The organism is Pseudokineococcus lusitanus (assembly GCF_003751265.1).
In the GTDB taxonomy this organism is placed as follows: Bacteria; Actinomycetota; Actinomycetes; order Actinomycetales; family Quadrisphaeraceae; genus Pseudokineococcus; species Pseudokineococcus lusitanus.
This window is the reverse complement of sequence record NZ_RJKN01000005.1, coordinates 144,244-160,368: the sequence shown is the minus strand read 5'-3', so window position 1 is coordinate 160,368 and position 16,125 is coordinate 144,244. Positions and strand designations below refer to the sequence as shown.

General features: G+C 77.8%; 17 protein-coding genes and 1 pseudogene. 12 read left to right on the top strand and 6 right to left on the bottom strand.

The window, feature by feature from the left end:
- Positions 1 to 43 precede the first annotated feature (43 nt).
- The 5 genes from EDC03_RS10810 to EDC03_RS10790 all read left to right on the top strand — a co-directional run bounded on the left by EDC03_RS10810 (position 44) and on the right by EDC03_RS10790 (position 4,246).
- The gene (locus tag EDC03_RS10810) at positions 44 to 1,630 is read left to right on the top strand and encodes a S1C family serine protease (protein WP_199720161.1); all 1,587 of its coding nucleotides are present in this window, start codon (positions 44 to 46) and stop codon (positions 1,628 to 1,630) included.
- 206 nt (positions 1,631 to 1,836) lie between these two features.
- A complete protein-coding gene (locus tag EDC03_RS10805; RefSeq protein WP_123380255.1) occupies positions 1,837 to 2,127 on the top strand; it encodes a WXG100 family type VII secretion target in 291 nt (96 codons plus the stop codon).
- Between the two features lie 85 nt (positions 2,128 to 2,212).
- Complete coding sequence (gene moaA / locus EDC03_RS10800) at positions 2,213 to 3,388, top strand: GTP 3',8-cyclase MoaA (RefSeq protein ID WP_123380254.1); 1,176 nt, start codon at positions 2,213 to 2,215, stop codon at positions 3,386 to 3,388.
- Positions 3,389 to 3,402: 14 nt separating this feature from the next.
- Complete coding sequence (locus EDC03_RS10795; RefSeq protein WP_148058059.1) at positions 3,403 to 3,732, top strand: MoaD/ThiS family protein; 330 nt, start codon at positions 3,403 to 3,405, stop codon at positions 3,730 to 3,732.
- Positions 3,725 to 4,246 (top strand): GNAT family N-acetyltransferase, encoded by a 522-nt coding sequence (locus EDC03_RS10790; protein WP_123380252.1) that lies wholly within the window; start codon positions 3,725 to 3,727, stop codon positions 4,244 to 4,246. Before EDC03_RS10795 ends, EDC03_RS10790 begins: the two co-directional genes overlap by 8 nt.
- A gap of 34 nt (positions 4,247 to 4,280) precedes the next feature.
- On the opposite strand, the gene EDC03_RS10785 is transcribed toward EDC03_RS10790, so the two are convergent.
- The 6 genes from EDC03_RS10785 to EDC03_RS10760 form a co-directional block, all read right to left on the bottom strand.
- The gene (locus EDC03_RS10785; protein ID WP_123380251.1) at positions 4,281 to 4,796 is read right to left on the bottom strand and encodes a molybdenum cofactor biosynthesis protein MoaE; all 516 of its coding nucleotides are present in this window, start codon (positions 4,794 to 4,796) and stop codon (positions 4,281 to 4,283) included.
- Between the two features lie 52 nt (positions 4,797 to 4,848).
- Positions 4,849 to 5,535, bottom strand: a complete 687-nt coding sequence (locus tag EDC03_RS17875; protein ID WP_199720160.1) for a DUF4031 domain-containing protein — start codon at positions 5,533 to 5,535, stop codon at positions 4,849 to 4,851.
- Positions 5,536 to 5,904: 369 nt separating this feature from the next.
- Entirely contained in the window at positions 5,905 to 7,536 is a 1,632-nt protein-coding gene (gene groL / locus EDC03_RS10775) for a chaperonin GroEL (protein ID WP_123380250.1), read from the bottom strand.
- A 345-nt stretch (positions 7,537 to 7,881) separates the two neighbouring features.
- Complete coding sequence (locus tag EDC03_RS10770) at positions 7,882 to 8,091, bottom strand: cold-shock protein (RefSeq protein ID WP_123380249.1); 210 nt, start codon at positions 8,089 to 8,091, stop codon at positions 7,882 to 7,884.
- Positions 8,092 to 8,337: 246 nt separating this feature from the next.
- Positions 8,338 to 8,550, bottom strand: coding sequence for a hypothetical protein (locus tag EDC03_RS10765; protein ID WP_123380248.1), 213 nt, complete (start codon positions 8,548 to 8,550; stop codon positions 8,338 to 8,340).
- A complete protein-coding gene (locus EDC03_RS10760) occupies positions 8,543 to 8,851 on the bottom strand; it encodes a DUF3263 domain-containing protein (RefSeq protein WP_123380247.1) in 309 nt (102 codons plus the stop codon). Before EDC03_RS10760 ends, EDC03_RS10765 begins: the two co-directional genes overlap by 8 nt.
- Before the next feature lie 147 nt (positions 8,852 to 8,998).
- Here EDC03_RS10760 and EDC03_RS10755 point away from each other — a divergent pair, with 147 nt between their 5' ends.
- From EDC03_RS10755 to EDC03_RS10725, 7 genes and pseudogenes are all read left to right on the top strand, one after another.
- On the top strand, positions 8,999 to 9,784 hold the full coding sequence (locus tag EDC03_RS10755; RefSeq protein WP_241967143.1) for a uracil-DNA glycosylase: 786 nt from the start codon (positions 8,999 to 9,001) through the stop codon (positions 9,782 to 9,784).
- Between the two features lie 316 nt (positions 9,785 to 10,100).
- Positions 10,101 to 12,950: a hydrogen gas-evolving membrane-bound hydrogenase subunit E gene (gene mbhE / locus EDC03_RS10750; protein ID WP_123380246.1), complete on the top strand. Its 2,850-nt coding sequence runs from the start codon at positions 10,101 to 10,103 to the stop codon at positions 12,948 to 12,950.
- Positions 12,947 to 13,222 (top strand): annotated as a pseudogene (locus tag EDC03_RS10745) (NADH-quinone oxidoreductase subunit K); the annotation flags it as partial. The gene mbhE and the pseudogene EDC03_RS10745, both read left to right, overlap by 4 nt.
- A gap of 143 nt (positions 13,223 to 13,365) precedes the next feature.
- Positions 13,366 to 14,931, top strand: a complete 1,566-nt coding sequence (locus EDC03_RS10740; RefSeq protein ID WP_123380244.1) for a proton-conducting transporter transmembrane domain-containing protein — start codon at positions 13,366 to 13,368, stop codon at positions 14,929 to 14,931.
- Positions 14,928 to 15,419, top strand: a complete 492-nt coding sequence (locus tag EDC03_RS10735) for a Na+/H+ antiporter subunit E (RefSeq protein WP_158674271.1) — start codon at positions 14,928 to 14,930, stop codon at positions 15,417 to 15,419. Before EDC03_RS10740 ends, EDC03_RS10735 begins: the two co-directional genes overlap by 4 nt.
- Positions 15,416 to 15,745, top strand: a complete 330-nt coding sequence (locus EDC03_RS10730) for an MrpF/PhaF family protein (RefSeq protein WP_199720159.1) — start codon at positions 15,416 to 15,418, stop codon at positions 15,743 to 15,745. Before EDC03_RS10735 ends, EDC03_RS10730 begins: the two co-directional genes overlap by 4 nt.
- Entirely contained in the window at positions 15,742 to 16,122 is a 381-nt protein-coding gene (locus tag EDC03_RS10725; RefSeq protein ID WP_123380242.1) for a cation:proton antiporter, read from the top strand. Before EDC03_RS10730 ends, EDC03_RS10725 begins: the two co-directional genes overlap by 4 nt.
- The last annotated feature ends 3 nt before the right edge of the window (positions 16,123 to 16,125 follow it).

Below are 16,125 nucleotides of genomic sequence, written 5' to 3'. Positions count from 1 at the left end.
CATGCCCGGGACGGACCGTCCCGGCCGCCGCCAGGAGGACACCGTGAGCCAGCACACCGACCGCAGCAGCACCCCGTCGGGCCCCGCCGAGCCGCAGGGCTCCTCGCCGTGGCCGACGTCGGACCCGTGGGCGCAGTGGGCCGAGGCGCAGCGCGGCGACGGCCGCTACGCCGGGCAGCCCTCCCCGTCGGGCCGGCCGGGGCACGACCCGTACGCCCGCCCGGCCGCCCCGGCGGGGCAGGCGCCGTACGGCACGCCCTCCCCCTCGCCCACGGGCTACCCGGGCGTCCCCCAGCAGGGCCAGCAGGCGCCGCAGCGCGCGCCCTGGGAGACCGCTCCGGCGGGCCCGCCCGCGGCGCCCGCCCCGCACGACCCCTGGGCGGTCGGCGGCGGCTCGGGCGGCCACGGCGCGTCGGGGGCCTCCCCCACGCCGCCGGCCCGGCGCCCGTCCCGACGCCCCGGCTGGGCCGCGGTCGTGGCCGTCGGCCTCGTGGCCGCCCTCGTGGGCGGCGGCGGTGCCCTCGGCGTCGGCGCCCTCACCCGCGACGCCGGCGCCGCGGCGGCCCTCGCGCCCTCCTCCTCGTCGTCGTCGTCCTCGGGCAGCGCCGCGGCGCCGCAGGCCGTCACGACCGACGCCGTCGACTGGCAGGCCGTGGCCGGCCAGGTCGCGCCGAGCGTCGTCGCCATCCAGGTGGTCGGCTCGTCCGGCTCCGGCGAGGGCTCCGGCGTCGTCCTCGACGACTCCGGGCACGTGCTGACCAACTACCACGTGGTCAACGGCGGCGGGACGCCGCAGCAGATGCGGGTGGTCCTCTCCGACGGCCGCGTCTACGACGACATCAGCGTCGTCGGCGAGGACGCGGCGACGGACCTCGCCGTCCTCGAGATCGCCGACGCCCCCTCCGACCTGCAGGCCGCGACCTTCGGCAGCAGCGCCGCCGTCCAGCCCGGCCAGCCGGTCATGGCGGTGGGCAACCCGCTCGGCCTCAGCGACACCGTGACGACCGGCATCGTCTCGGCGGTCGACCGGCCGGTGACGACGACGCAGGAGAGCAGCGGCGGCCAGCAGCAGGAGGGCCTGCAGGGTCTGCCCTTCGGGGGCCAGCAGCAGCCGCAGCAGCAGGCCGAGCAGGTCGTCACCAACGCGATCCAGACCGACGCGGCCATCAACCCCGGCAACTCCGGCGGCGCGCTCGTCGACGCCTCCGGCTCCGTCGTCGGCATCAACTCGAGCATCGCCAGCACGTCGGAGTCGGCCGGCTCCATCGGCCTCGGCTTCGCCATCCCGGCGGACGAGGCCACGCGGATCGCCGACGAGCTCATCTCGAACGGCACCGCGTCGCACGCCTGGCTCGGCGTCTCCCTCTCGGACACGACAGCCACGGCCGACGGGACGAGCCGGCTCGCGGCGGGCGTGCAGGACGTCACCGCCGGCACCCCGGCGGCCGACGCCGGCCTGCAGGCCGGCGACGCGGTGACGGCCGTCGACGGCACGCCCGTCGACGGGGCCGAGTCCCTCACCGCCCAGCTGCGCGAGCGGGCGCCCGGCACGCCGGTCGACCTCACCGTCGTGCGGGACGGCGCCTCGCAGACCGTGACGGCCACCCTCGGGACGCGCGAGGACGGCTGACCCGTCGGCGGGACCGCCCGCCGACCCCCGACCCACGACGGGCCGGTGCGCCGCGGCGCACCGGCCCGTCGTGGCGTCCGGGGGCCCGCCGACGGCCCGGTGCGAGCACCGCGCCGGGGCCTGTGGACGACCTCTGCGGGCGTCGTCGTCCGGCCCCTACGGTCCGCCGCGAGGGGGCCGACGGGGCCCACGACGAGGGGAGCGCCATGAGCAGGTTCGAGGTCGACAGCGCGCAGGTGCAGCAGGCGAGCGCGGCGGTGCGGGCGTCGTCGTCCGCGCTGGCGGCGGAGGTCGACGCGATGATGCGCCACCTCCTGGACCTCCAGGGCAGCTGGAAGGGGCAGGCGGCCGGTTCCTTCCAGGCGCTCGTCGCCGACTGGCGCGGCACGCAGGAGCGCGTGCGCTCGTCGCTGGACCAGGTCAACGCCGCGCTCTCCGCGGCGGGCACCTCCTACGCCGAGGTGGAGGAGCGCAACGCGCGGATGTTCGCGCTCTGACCGGCGCTCTCGTCCGTCCCGGGCGTCGGCCCGGGGCGGACGGGCCCGCAGGAGGGGCGGCGGTCGCGGACGTACGCTGGTCGCGATGAGTGCTCCCACCGTCCGACCCGCAGCGCCGTCGGCGGTCGCGCTCGGCATGCCCGCGGTGCGACGGCCCTCCGGCGCCCCGGGGGCCGGCGCCGTCGCCCGGGCCACCGCGGGCCGCCCGGCGGTCCCCGGCCTCGTCGACCCGTCCGGCCGCACGGCGGTGGACCTCCGCGTCTCGCTGACGGACCGCTGCAACCTCCGCTGCGGCTACTGCATGCCGCCCGAGGGCCTCGACTGGATGCCGGCGGGCGAGCTGCTCGACGACGACGAGGTCGTCCGGCTCGTGCGGGTGGCCGTCGAGCACCTGGGGGTCACCGAGGTGCGGTACACCGGCGGCGAGCCGCTGCTGCGGCGCGGTCTCGAGCGCGTCGTCGCGGCGACCACCGCCCTGCGGACGGCCGACGGCCGCGCGGTCGAGGCGTCGATGACGACCAACGCGCTCGGCCTCGACAAGCGTGCCGCCGCGCTCGCGGCGGCGGGCCTGCGGCGCATCAACGTCTCGCTCGACACGCTGCGCCCCGAGCGCTTCGCCGCCATCACGCGCCGGGACCGGCACGCCGACGTGCTCGCGGGCGTCGCGGCGGCGGCCGCCGCCGGGATCGGCCCGGTCAAGGTCAACGCCGTGCTGCTGCCCGGCGTCAACGACGACGAGGCGCCGGAGCTGCTGGCGTGGGCGCTCGCCGCCGGCTACGAGCTGCGCGTCATCGAGCAGATGCCCATCGACGCCCAGGGCGCCTGGTCCCGCGAGGGTCTCGTCACGGCGGACGACGTCGTCGCCTCCCTGCGCACCGCCTTCGACCTCGAGGACGACGACCCGGCCGCCCGGGGCGGTGCCCCGGCGCAGACCTACCGGGTCCGGGCACGCGGCGCGGACCCGACCTCGGCGCCGCTCGGCCGCGTGGGGGTCATCGCCTCGGTGACGCGCCCGTTCTGCGAGGCGTGCGACCGCACGCGCCTGACGGCCGACGGCCAGGTCCGCAGCTGCCTCTTCTCGACGTCGGAGACGGACCTGCGCGCCCTCCTGCGCGGCGGCGCCTCCGACGACGAGGTGGCCGACGTCTGGCGGGCCGCGATGTGGGGCAAGGCGCCGGCGCACGGCGTCGGCGAGGCGGAGCCCGTGACGGCGAGCGGCTTCGCGCGCCCGTCGCGGTCCATGAGCGCGATCGGCGGGTGACCGGGGTGACGCAGGTGACGAGCGCGGTAGAGGTCGCGGCCGGCGCCGCGACGACGGGACGGTCCGCCCGGGTGCGGGTCCGGCTCTTCGCGGGCGCGGCCGCGGCGGCCGGCACGGAGGAGCGCCTGCTCGACGTGCCCGCCGAAGGCACGGGGGTCCCGACGGTCGAGGACCTCCGCCGCACCCTCGTCGCGGAGCACCCCGCGCTCGGGCCCGTGCTCGAGGTGGCGACGGTCCTCGTCGGCGAGGTGGCCGCCGAGGGCGACGCCGCCCTCGTCGTCGGCCCGCAGGACCCGGCCGCGCCGCCCGTCGTCGACGTGCTGCCCCCCTTCGCCGGTGGCTGAGGCCACCGTCGCCGGACCGGCGGGCACGGCCCGCCGTCCGGTCCGGGTGCTGGCGGTCGGGCGCGACGACCCGCGCCACGCCGCGCTCGTCCGCGCGGCCGAGGCCGAGCTGGTGCGGCGCTACGGCGACGGCTCGCTCGAGCCGCCCGAGGTCGCGGGGGCGGCACCGGCCGGGTCGCCCGTGACGCTGGCCACGCTGCTCGCCGTCGACGACGCCGGGACGCCCCTCGGCTGCGTGGTCCTCGCCACGCTGCCCGCGGTGGGCGACGGCGTCGGCGAGGTCAAGCGCCTCTTCGTGCCGCCGGAGGCTCGTCGTCGGGGCGTGGCGGCGGCCCTGCTGGGCGCCGTCGTGGACGCAGGACGCACCGCGGGCCTGGACAGCCTCCGGCTCGTCACCGGCACGCTGCAGCCCGAGGCCATCGCCCTCTACGAGCGGGAGGGGTGGCAGCCGGCCCCGCCCTACGCCTGGGCGGACGACCCGATGACCCGCACCTTCGGCCGTCCCCTCCCCTGACGCCGCCCGCGCGCGGCCCGCGCGAAGGCCCGGGTCAGGGCATCCCCACCCACTCGTCGCCCCCGTCGGCGAGCAGCTGGTGCTTCCAGACGGGCAGCCGCGCCTTGACCTCCTCGACGACGGCCTCGCACGCGGCGAAGGCCTCGCGACGGTGCGCGGCGGACACGGCGACGGCGAAGGCCACGTCCCCGACGCCCAGCGTCCCGGTCCGGTGGCTGACGGCGAGGGCGTCGACGGGGTGCTGGGCGAGGACCTCGCGGGCGACCTCCTCGACGACGCGGCCCGCCGTCGGGTGGGCGGAGTACTCGAGCCGGGTGACGCCGCGGCCGCGGTCGTGGTCGCGCACGACGCCCCCGAACGTCACGACGGCGCCCGCGGCCGCGTCCTCGACGAGGGCCGCGTGCTCCGCGACGTCGAGCACGTCCCCCGTGACGACGGCCCGCACGAGGCGGCGGGCGGGGGCGGACAGGCGCGAGGAGTCGCGGGGGCGGGGCGGGGTGCCGGCGGGGCTGCCCGCGGGGGCCGCGCCCGGGTCGTCGGAGGAGCTCACCGGGCCACGGTAGGCGGGGCGCCCTGCGACGGCCCGGGCGGGCGACGGGGCGTCAGCGCGGGTCGACGGCGGGCGGGCCGTCGAGGGCCACCTCGACGAGCGGCCACCACCGCGGCTCGCCGCACGCGGCCCGGGCGGCGTCCGCCGGGACGGCCAGGAGCCCCGGCGCGGGCACGACGTCGCGCTCGACGGCCGCCACGAGAGCCACGTGGCGCCAGAGGTCGGCGGGGGCGCGGCCCGCGACCGGCCGCGGGCGGTGCCGCGTGAAGCCGAGCGGCAGGCCGGCGCCGGGGCGCACGGCCGGCAGCGCGCAGGGCCGTCCGTCGCGGGCCTGCAGGAGGAGGCCGCCGGGGACGACGACGAGCCCTCGCACCGCCGTCGTCGTCGCCGCGGGCGGGAGGCGGTCGGCGCGGACGAGGTCGACGTGCACCTGCTCGCCGTCGCGCCGCAGGGCGAGCCGGCTCGCGAGGACGTGCTGCCCGCGCTGCTTCGGCACCCGGAGCCCGCTGCCGACGAGGCGGCGCAGCAGCTCCCCCGCGGCGACGGGCACCGCGCCGGCGGCGACGAGGTCGTCGAGCCGCTCCCCCGGGACGTCGTAGTGGTCGCCCTCGAACCCGCGTCGCGGGATGCCGGCGGCGGCGGCGAAGGCGTGCAGCTCGGCGAGGGAGACGTCGCTGACGAGGTGCGACCAGAGCCGCCCGTGCGCGGGCCAGCGCGGGGGGTCGACGAGCACGGTCACCGCGGGAGGGTACGTCGCGCGCGGCCGAGGTGCCCCCGCCCACGCCCGGGCCGGGGGCACGAACGGGCGCCCGTTCGTCCTCCGGGACGGGTCCCGAGCGCGAACAGGCGCCTATTCGTCCTCCGGGACAGGTGCAGAGCGCGAACAGGCGCCTGTTCGTCCTCCGGGACGGGTGCAGAGCGTGAACAGGCGCCTGTTCGCCGTCGGGGACGGGTGGAGAGCGCGAACGGGCGCCTGCTCGTCGTCCACGACACGGCGGGTCCCGGGACGCCGCGAGGGCGGCACCCAGGTGGGTACCGCCCTCGCGGTGGTGCTGGTCGTGCGGCCCGGGGCGCCGTCGGCGCGGCGTCCCGGGCGGGGTGGCTGGACTCAGAAGTCCATGCCGCCCATGCCGCCGTCGGCACCGGCGCCGGCACCGGCGCCCGCCTTCTCCGGCTTGTCGGCGATGACGGCCTCGGTGGTGAGGAACAGGGCCGCGATGGACGCCGCGTTCTGCAGCGCCGAGCGGGTGACCTTCACCGGGTCGTTGATGCCGGTGGCGAGCATGTCGACGTACTCGCCGGTGGCGGCGTTGAGGCCGTGGCCGACCTCGAGCCCGCGCACCTTCTCCGCCACGACGCCGCCCTCGAGACCGGCGTTGACCGCGATCTGCTTGAGCGGGGCCTCGACGGCGACCTTGACGATGTTGGCGCCGGTGGCCTCGTCGCCCGTGAGCTGCAGCGTCTCGAAGGCGAGCTTGCCGGCCTGGATGAGGGCCACGCCACCACCGGCGACGATGCCCTCCTCGACGGCCGCCTTCGCGTTGCGGACGGCGTCCTCGATGCGGTGCTTGCGCTCCTTGAGCTCGACCTCGGTGGCCGCGCCCGCCTTGATGACGGCGACGCCGCCGGCGAGCTTCGCGAGGCGCTCCTGGAGCTTCTCGCGGTCGTAGTCGGAGTCGCTGCGCTCGATCTCCGCGCGGATCTCGGACACGCGGCCCGCGATCTGGTCGGCGTCGCCGGCGCCCTCGACGATGGTCGTCTCGTCCTTCGTGATGACGACCTTGCGCGCCTTGCCGAGGAGCTCCAGGCCGGTGCTCTCGAGCTTGAGGCCCACCGTCTCGGAGATGACCTGGCCGCCGGTGAGGATGGCCATGTCCTGCAGCATCGCCTTGCGGCGGTCGCCGAAGCCCGGCGCCTTGACGGCGGCGGAGCGGAAGATGCCGCGGATCTTGTTGACGACCAGCGTGGCCAGGGCCTCGCCGTCGACGTCCTCTGAGATGATCACGAGGGGCTTGCCGGACTGCGTGACCTTCTCGAGCAGCGGCAGCAGGTCCTTGATCGAGGAGATCTTGCCCTCGTTGAAGAGGACGTACGCGTCCTCGAGGACGGCCTCCATGCGCTCGGAGTCCGTGACGAAGTAGGGCGAGATGTAGCCCTTGTCGAAGCGCATGCCCTCGGTGAGCTCGAGCTCCAGGCCGAAGGTGTTGCTCTCCTCGACCGTGATCACGCCCTCCTTGCCGACCTTGTCCATGGCCTCGGCGATGAGCTCGCCGATGGACGCGTCGCCCGCGGAGATGCCGGCCGTGGCGGCGATCTGCTCGCGCGTCTCGACCTCCTTGGCGGAGTCGAGCAGCTGCGCGGAGACGGCCTCGACGGCCTGCTCGATGCCGCGCTTGAGGGCCATCGGGTTGGCGCCGGCCGCGACGTTGCGCAGGCCCTCGCGGACCATGGCCTGGGCCAGGACGGTGGCGGTCGTGGTGCCGTCGCCCGCGACGTCGTCCGTCTTCTTGGCGACCTCCTTGACGAGCTCGGCCCCGATCTTCTCGTACGGGTCCTCGAGCTCGATCTCCTTGGCGATGGAGACGCCGTCGTTCGTGATCGTGGGGGCGCCCCACTTCTTCTCGAGCACCACGTTGCGGCCCTTGGGGCCGAGGGTGACCTTGACGGCGTCGGCGAGCTGGTTCATGCCGCGCTCGAGGCCGCGACGGGCCTCCTCGTCGAACGAGATGATCTTGGCCATGCTGGGGGTTCCTCCCGGGTGGCGGGTGGTGCGGTCGGCCGGCGCCCGCGACGGACGGGCCGCGACGCGGCGGTCACGTCCCGCCGTGCTCGCGTCCCTCACCGGTCGGACCGAGGTCCGTTGTCACTCTCGCACGAGAGTGCCAGCGCCCATGATGAGCACTCGCGCGCCCGAGTGCAAACCCCCTCCGCCCCTCTACCGCCCCGCGGCGGGCCGCTCGGCTCCCCCGGGACGCGACGACGCCGCCGCCCCGGGCGGGGCGACGGCGTCGGGCCCCGTGCGGGGCGGAGCAGGAGGTGCGGTCGCGCGACGGCGTCGTCGCGGCCCGCGGCTGCGGTGGCTCGGTCAGGCGGAAGCGGGGCGGACGGCCTCGGCCTGGGGGCCCTTCTGGCCCTGGCCCACCTCGAACTCGACCTGCTGGCCCTCCTCGAGGGAGCGGTAGCCGTCCATCTGGATGGCGGACCAGTGGACGAAGACGTCCGGGCCGCCGCCGTCGACGGTGATGAAGCCGTAGCCCTTCTCGGCGTTGAACCACTTGACCGAACCCTGAGCCATGTCGTGCTCCTGTGTCGCTGTGTGCGGGTGTGTACGGGGTGGCAGCGCACTGCCGTCCCCGGGTCTCACGCTCGCGTGGCTCGCGATGGTTGCGACGTGCGGGCCGTCCGTGCAGGGGGCCTGCAGGGGGAACGGGTCTCGTCGAACTGCTCGACCGCGCAGGAGGGTAGCCGAGCACCGCCCCCCTGGCGAGGGTTCTCGCGGGGGCTGCGGCCGGTCGGGGATGAGGTTGCGGCGGAGGCCGGTTCAGGCGCCGAGCACGAACCAGAGGCGGACGACGAGGACCGCGAGCGCGGCCGCCAGGAGGACGAGGAGGACGGGCGCCCAGCGCCGGAGGGCCGTGCGGCGGGCCCGGTGGACCCCGACGTAGGGGCCGTCCGGGACGCGGTCGACCTGCGCGTCGAGGGCCTCGCGGGCCTCGCGGCGGCCGGGGCCGGACGGGCCGGCGGTCTCAGCCACGGGCGCCGAGGCGCCGCTCGGTGCGCGAGCGCTGCCGCTGGCTGCGCATCCTCCGCAGCCGCTTGACCAGCATCGGGTCGTGCGCGAGGGCCTCGGGGCTGTCGAGGAGGGTGTTGAGCACCTGGTAGTACGAGGTGGCCGACAGGCCGAAGAGCTCCCGGACCGCCTGCTCCTTGGCGCCGGCGTACCGCCACCACTGCCGCTCGAAGTCGAGGACGGCGGCGTCGCGGGCGCTGAGCCCGGCGGGGAGGTGGGCCGCGTCGGCCGTGCGGGCGGGGTCCTGCGCTGCGGCGTCGTCCACGGCTGTCCTCCCGGCGGTGCGCTGGCGGTCCGCCCCGGCCCGGGCGGTCGGGGCAGCGTACGCCCCGGATGACACCGGTGTGGTTCGTCGGCGACGCCGGGTCCCGGGACGGCGCGCCCGCGCCGCGCCCCGCCTAGCGTGGCCGCCGTGGAGCCGCTCCCCCTCGACCTGCCCGGCACCCCGGCCGCCCCCGCGCCGGGCGGTCCCGACGGCGCGGCCGGGCCCGACCCCGAGGTCGCGGCGGCCGCGGCGGCCGCGGGCGTCACCACGGACGGCGTCGCCGCCGGCTGGTGGCCCGCGCTGCACGCCGCCCGCCCCGCCCTGCTGCGCGCCCTCGCCGCGACGGCCGCCGACGTCGCGGCCGGCCGCGAGGTGCTCCCCCGCGGGGACCGGGTCCTGCGCGCGCTGGGGCAGCCGCCGGAGGACGTGCGCGTCCTCGTCGTCGGCCAGGACCCCTACCCGACGCCGGGCCACGCGGTCGGCCTGTCCTTCGCCGTCGAGCCGACCGTCCGGCCGCTGCCCCCGTCGCTGCGGAACCTCCTCGCCGAGCGCGACGCCGACACCGGCCTGCCCCCCGCCGCGACGGGCGACCTCTCCCCGTGGGCGGACCGTGGCGTCCTCCTGCTCAACCGCGTCCTCACCGTGGGGGCGGGCGACGCCGGCTCGCACCGCCGTCGGGGCTGGGAGGCGGTCACCGAGGAGCTGGTCCGGCTCCTCGTGGCCCGCGGCGGTCCGCTCGTGGCGGTGCTGTGGGGCAAGGACGCGCAGACGCTGCGTCCCGTGCTGGGCACGACGGCCGTCGTCGAGAGCGCCCACCCCAGCCCGCTCTCGGCCCGCCGCGGCTTCCTCGGCTCGCGGCCCTTCACCGCCGTCGACGCCGCCCTCGCCGCCCAGGGCGCCGCCCCCGTCGACTGGTCCCTCCCCACCGCCTGACCCCCATCGGATCCCCCGCCCCTCCCTCTCCCCCTGCCCTTCCCGACGTGCGACCTCGTCGGGCGCTCTCGTCGTCGCCGCGCCCCACGAGGTCGCACGTCGGGAGAGGGAGGCGGCGAGAAGGGGGCCGGCGGGAGGGGGACGTGACGGACGTCTCCGGCCGTAGCGGGCACCGGGGCGCCCGTCGGGATGCCGCCGTCGACGCCCGCTGCCACGCTGCGCCCGGCCGCCGCGTCCGCGGGCGGCTGCCCCGCCGAGACCAGACGGAGCCCGCCGCCGTGACCGCCCTGCCGACCCCGCCGCCCGAGGACGCCTGATGGCGCTCGTCGTCGTGCTGGGGGGCCTGCTCGTGCTGGCGGCCGCCGCGCCCCTCCTCGGCCGCGCCCTCGGCCGCGAGGCGGCCTACGTCCTCGCCGGCGGCACGGCCGCGTGCGCCGCCGTCGTCGTGGCCCTCGCCCCGCCGGTCCTGCGCGGCGGCGCCGTCGTCGCGTCGTGGCAGTGGCTGCCCGGGCTGGACGTCGCCGCGTCGCTGCGCCTCGACGGCGTCTCCCTCGTCTTCGTCCTCGTCGCCCTCGTCGTCGGCGCGCTGGTCCTCGCCTACTGCGCCCGCTACCTCGACGACGAGCAGGCGCGCGGGCCCGTCCTGCCGCTCCTCGTCGTCTTCGCCGCCGCGATGTGCGGCCTCGTCCTCGCCGACGACCTCGTCCTGCTCTACGTCTGCTGGGAGCTCACGACCGTCTGCTCCTTCTTCCTCGTCCAGACGGCGGGGGCCCGGGGCGAGGGACCCGGCCGGCAGGCGCTCGTCGTCACGGTGGCGGGCGGGCTGGCGCTGCTCGTGGCCGTGGTGCTCGTCGTCGTCGCCACGGGCACGACCGACCTCGGCGCCCTGCTCGCGGACCCGACGGCGCTGACGTCCTCTCCCCTGCTCGGGCCCGTCGCCGTCCTCGTGGCCGTGGCGGCCATGACGAAGTCGGCGCAGGTCCCCTTCCAGTTCTGGCTGCCCGGCGCGATGGTCGCCATGACGCCCGTGAGCGCCTACCTGCACGCCGCGACGATGGTCAAGGCGGGCATCTACCTGCTCGTCCGCACGAGCCCCTTCTTCGCCGACCGGCCCGCCTGGACGGCCGCGCTCCTGGCCGTCGGCCTGACGACGGCGCTCGTCGGCGCCGTGCTGGCCCTGCGCGAGCACGACCTCAAGGGCGTCCTCGCCTGGTCGACCGTCAGCCAGCTGGGCCTGCTCGTCGCCGCCGTCGGCGTCGGGACGCCGACGGCCCTGGCCGCGGCCCTCCTCCACACCGGGGCGCACGCCCTCTTCAAGGCGACGCTCTTCATGCTCGTCGGGATCGTCGACCACGAGACGGGCGGCCGCGACGTCCGCGACCTGTCGGGCCTGCGCAAGGTCATGCCGCGGACGGCGGCGGCGACGGCGGTCGCGGCGCTGTCGATGGCCGGCGTCCCGCCGCTGCTCGGCTTCGTCAGCAAGGAGTACCTGTACCAGGGCTTCCTCTCCACGGGAGAGGGCTCCGGGCTGCCGACGTGGGTCGGCTGGGTGGCGGGCGCGGCCGCGGTGGCGGCGTCGGCGCTGACCTTCGCCTACGCCATGCGCATCGTCCACGGCGCCTTCGGGGGCGGCGAGGTCTCCCACCCGGGGCTGCACGAGCCGGCCGGCCTCTTCCTCGCCCCCGCGGCCGTGGCGGCGACCGCCGGCCTCCTGCTCGGCCCCGCGGTCTCGGTGCTCGACCCGGTGGTGGCCGCTGCCACCGCCGACGCGCTGCCGGGGGCGACGGCGCCCGAGGTCTACTTCTGGCACGGCCTGTCGCCGGAGGTCGTCATGTCGCTCGTGACGCTCGCGGTCGGCCTCACGCTCTTCCTCCGCCGCGACGCCGTCGACCGGGTCCTGCAGCGCTGGTCCCCGCCCTCGGCGGCCGGCGCCTTCGACGCCGCCCACGCCGGCCTGCTGCGGCTCGGCGCCCGGGCGGGCGGGCCGGACCGCGCGGCCGGGGACGCCGGGCACCTGGCCCGGCCCCTCCTCGCCCTCCTCGCGGTGGCCGTCCCCGCCGCCGTCGTCCTGACGGGCGGGGACGACCTCGCCCCGCGCGCGACGTCCGGCGACCCGGGGGCGTGGGTGGTCGTCGCCCTCGTCGGCGCCGCCGTCGTCGCCGCCGCGACGACCGCCTCGGCCCTCGTCCTCGTCGCCCTCGTCGGCCTCGTCGGGCTGCTCGTCGCGGTGTGGCTGCTGCTGCAGGGCGCCCTCGACGTGGCCATCACCCTGCTGCTCGTCGAGGTGCTCACCGCCGTCGTCCTCGTCCTCGTCCTGCGCGGCGAGCCGCGCCACCTCCCCGTGGGGGCCGACCGCCGCGCGGGGCGTCTGCGCCGGACCGGCGTCGTCGCCCTCGGGGCGGCCACCGGGCTCGCCGCCGGCGGGGCGGCGTGGGCGCTGACCGGACGGTCGCCGCTGTCCCCCGTCGGCGCGACGGTGCTCGCCGAGGCCGAGGAGCTCACGGGCGGCACGAACGCCGTCAACGTCGTGCTCGTCGACTTCCGCGGCCTCGACACCTTCTTCGAGTCGGTCCTCGTCGGCGTCGTCGCGGTGGGTCTCGTCGTCCTCGGCCGGGGCCCGGCCGGCCGCCGCGCCGGGCCCACCGGGCCCGACCCGGCGACCGACGACCTCGTCCTGCGCACCGGCACGCGCCTGCTCGTGCCGCTCATGCTCGTGCTGTCGGCGTACCTGCTGTGGCGCGGCCACGACGAGCCGGGCGGAGGCTTCGTCGCGGCCCTCGTCACCGGCACGGCCGTCGCCCTCGGCCACCTCGCCGGCGGGCGCGCGCCCTTCGCGCGGACGCCCCGGCTGCTGCGCCCCAGCACCCTCGCGGGCACGGGGCTGCTCGTCTCGCTGCTCACGGGCGTCGCCCCGCTGCTGGTGGGCGGCGCGCTGCTCCAGCCCTACGACGTCCCGGTGCTCGGCGCCGTCGGCGTCTCGTCCGCGCTGCTCTTCGAGGTCGGGGTGTTCCTCATCGTGCTCGCGCTGGTCGTCGCGGCCGTCCACACGCTCGACGCCGGGACGGCGCCGACGCCCGGGACGCGCGTGGGTGCGCCGCGAGCGGCGACGACCGCCCCCTCCCCCGCCGCCCCGGGCCGCGGGACGACGACGGGGGGCCGCCGGTGAGCACCGCCGTCCTCGTCGCCCTCCTCGCGGGCGCGGGCACCGTCCTCGTCCTGCGCCGCGGGGCGCTGCGCCTCGTCGTCGGCTTCGTCCTGCTCGGCCACGCCGCGAGCGTCCTCGTCCTGTCGGCCGGGGGCGGCGGCCGGGCCGTGCCCCTCGTGGGCCGTCCGGCCGCGGGCGGGGGGTCCTTCGCCGACCCGCTGCCGCACGCCTTCGTCCTCACCGCGGTCGTCATCGCCTTCGCCATCACGGTGCACCTGCTCGGCGTGCTGCGCGCCGAGGGCTCCGCCGCCGCGGACGACGAGGAGGACGCCGCCGTCGAGGCCCGGCTCGGCGGGCCGGACGCCGAGGCCCTGCCGCCCACGGCGCACGGCGACGCCGCCGGCCACGCCGGCCCCGAGGGCGCGGGGGGCCCGCGGTGAGCGCGCTGCTGCTCGTCCCCGTCCTCCTGCCGCTGCTCGTGGCGGGGCTCCTGCTCGCGCTGCGCGGGACCTCCGGCCGGGGGCCGGTGGCGCTCGCGCGCTGGGCCGGGGTGGGCACGAGCGCCGTCGTCGCCGTCACCGCGCTCCTGCTGCTCCTCGTGACGCTGCGGGGCGACGTGCCCGTCGTCCAGGTGGGCGGCTGGCGCCCGGGCCTCGGCATCGCCCTCGCCGCCGACCCGCTCGCGGCGGTCGTCCTCCTCGTCGTGGCCGTGGTCGTGCTGGCCGGCCTCGTCCACGCCGCCGGCACCGGCGAGGACGTGCCCGCCCCCCTCGTCCCGCTCGTCCTCGTCATGACCGCGGGCGTCCACGGCGCCCTGCTCACCGCGGACCTCTTCACGCTCTTCGTCTTCGTCGAGACGATGCTCGTGCCGAGCTACGTGCTCCTGCTCGTCGGCCGACGGCGCACCCGCGCCCGGCTCGCCGCGGCGCGGCTGTACGTGGCGGTGAACCTCCTCGCCTCGACCGTCTTCCTCGTCGGCATCGGCCTCGTCTACGCCGCGACGGGCGCCGTGCAGCTCGGCGTCGTCGCGCGGGCGCCGAGCACCCCGTCGCTCGAGGTGGCGACGTGGCTCCTCCTGCTCTCGATGGGCGTCAAGTGCGCCGTCGTCCCGCTGCACGGGTGGCTCCCCCGCAGCTACGCCGTCGCCGGGCCGGCCGTCGTGGCGATCTTCTCCGGGCTGCTGACGAAGACGGGGCTCGTCGTCCTCGTGCGCCTCGACGCGCTCCTCGTGCCCGAGGGCTCGGCCGTGCCCGCCGTCGTCCTCGCCGTGGCGCTGCTCAGCACGGTCGTCGGGGTGCTGCTCGCCGTCGGCGAGAAGGGCGTCCGGGCGGTGCTGACGTCGCACATGGTCAGCCAGGTCGGCTACCTGCTCGTCGGCGTCGGCCTCGCGACGACGGCCGGTCTCTCCGCGCTGGTGCTCTTCCTCGTCCAGTACGTCCTCGTCAAGGCGGCGCTGCTCATGGTCTCCGGCGTCCTCGAGACGCGGCACGGCACGGACCGGCTCGACCGGCTGGGAGGCCTGGCCCGCCGGGAGCCCGTGCTCGCCGTCGCCTTCGCCCTCTCCGCCGCCGCCCTCGTGGGGCTCCCGCCGACGTCCGGCTTCGTCGCCAAGTACGCGCTCGTCCTCGCGGCGGCCGACGCGGGCGCCTGGGTCACGGTCGGCGTGCTGGCGGGCGTGAGCCTCCTCACGCTCGTCTCCATGCTCAAGCTGTGGAACGGCGTCTTCTGGGGAGCACCGGCCGAGCCGGCGGCCGTCCCGGCCGTCAGCGGCGCCCAGGGCCTGCCCCCCGCCCCGACGGCCGCCGAGCGCGGCCGCCGCGCCGCGCTCGTCGGACCGCCGCTGGTCCTCGGCGTCCTCGCCCTCGTGCTCGGCGTCGGGGCGCAGCCGCTGCTCGCGGTGGCGGACGCGGCGGGCGCGGCGCTGGCCGACCCCTCCGCGTGGGTAGCCGCCGTCCTCGCCGACCCGGCCGGTGCCACGCCCGTCGCGGGGGGCCGGCCGTGAGCGCGCCGGTCCGCGTGGCCGGGCCGCGGCCGCTGCGGGTGGCGCGGTTCCTCGGCTGGTACCTCGGCCGCTTCGTCCGCGCCAGCGTCGAGGTGGTCCGGGAGGTCGTCACCCCCGGGACGGGCGTGCGGCCCGCCGTCGTCCGCCACCGCCTGCGCTGCCGCACGGATCTCGAGGTGGCCTCCTTCGTGGCGCTCGTGGGGCTCACGCCCGGCTCGCTCGTCGTCGGCACCGACGACCACGCCGACGACCGCGCGGCCCGGACCGGCCGCGCCGTGCGGACCCGCGAGCGGCGGCCGGCCGGGACCCGCGGGTCCGTGGCGGCCCGCGCGGCCGGGCGGGCGGAGATCGCCGTGCACGTCATGGACGCGCCGGACGCGGGCGCGGCCCTCGCCGAGCTCGTGGAGCTGGAGGACCGGATGCTCGACGCCTTCCGCCGCCGCGGCCGCCGCACGCCGGCGGCCCCGGACGCCGGGACCCCGCGGTGACGGGCGCGGGGCTGCTCGCCGCAGCGGCCGCGGGGAGCGGCGTCCTGCCCGCCGTCGTGGACGTGGTCGTCGGCGCGCTGCTCGTGCTCATGGCGGCCTCGCTGCTCGTGGCGACGTGGCGCGTCGTCCGCGGGCCCACCGACGCCGACCGGGTGCTGGCCGTCGACCTCGGCTTCGTCGTCGTCGTCGTCTCGGTCGTCCTGCTGGCGGTCCGGCTGCGCCAGCCCGCGCTCCTCGACCTCGTCCTCGTGGCCACGCTGGTCGGCTTCCTCAGCACGGTCGTCCTGGCGCGGCTCGTCGCCGGCCGCGGACGGGGCGCGTCGTGAGCGGCGTCACCGTCGTCGTCGGGCTCGTGCTGCTCGTCGTCGGCGCCCTCCTCGTGGGGGTCGCCGCCCTCGGCCTCCTCCGGCTGCCGGACGTCTACACGCGCGCCAACGCCGTGACGAAGGCCGCGGCGCTGGGCCTGGTGCTCGTCCTCCTCGGCGGCCTGGCCCTGGCTCCCGAGGTCGGCTCCGTGCTGACCCTCGTCGTGGCCGTCGCGCTGCAGCTCTTCACCGTGCCCATCGCCGGCTACGAGGTGGGGCAGGCGGCCCGGCTGTCCGGGGCGCCGCTGTCCCCCCTCACCCACCACGACGAGGTGGGGCTGCCGCGCACGGACGACGACGCCGGGGCACCGGCCGGGGACGGCGCGGGCCGTCCCTGAGCC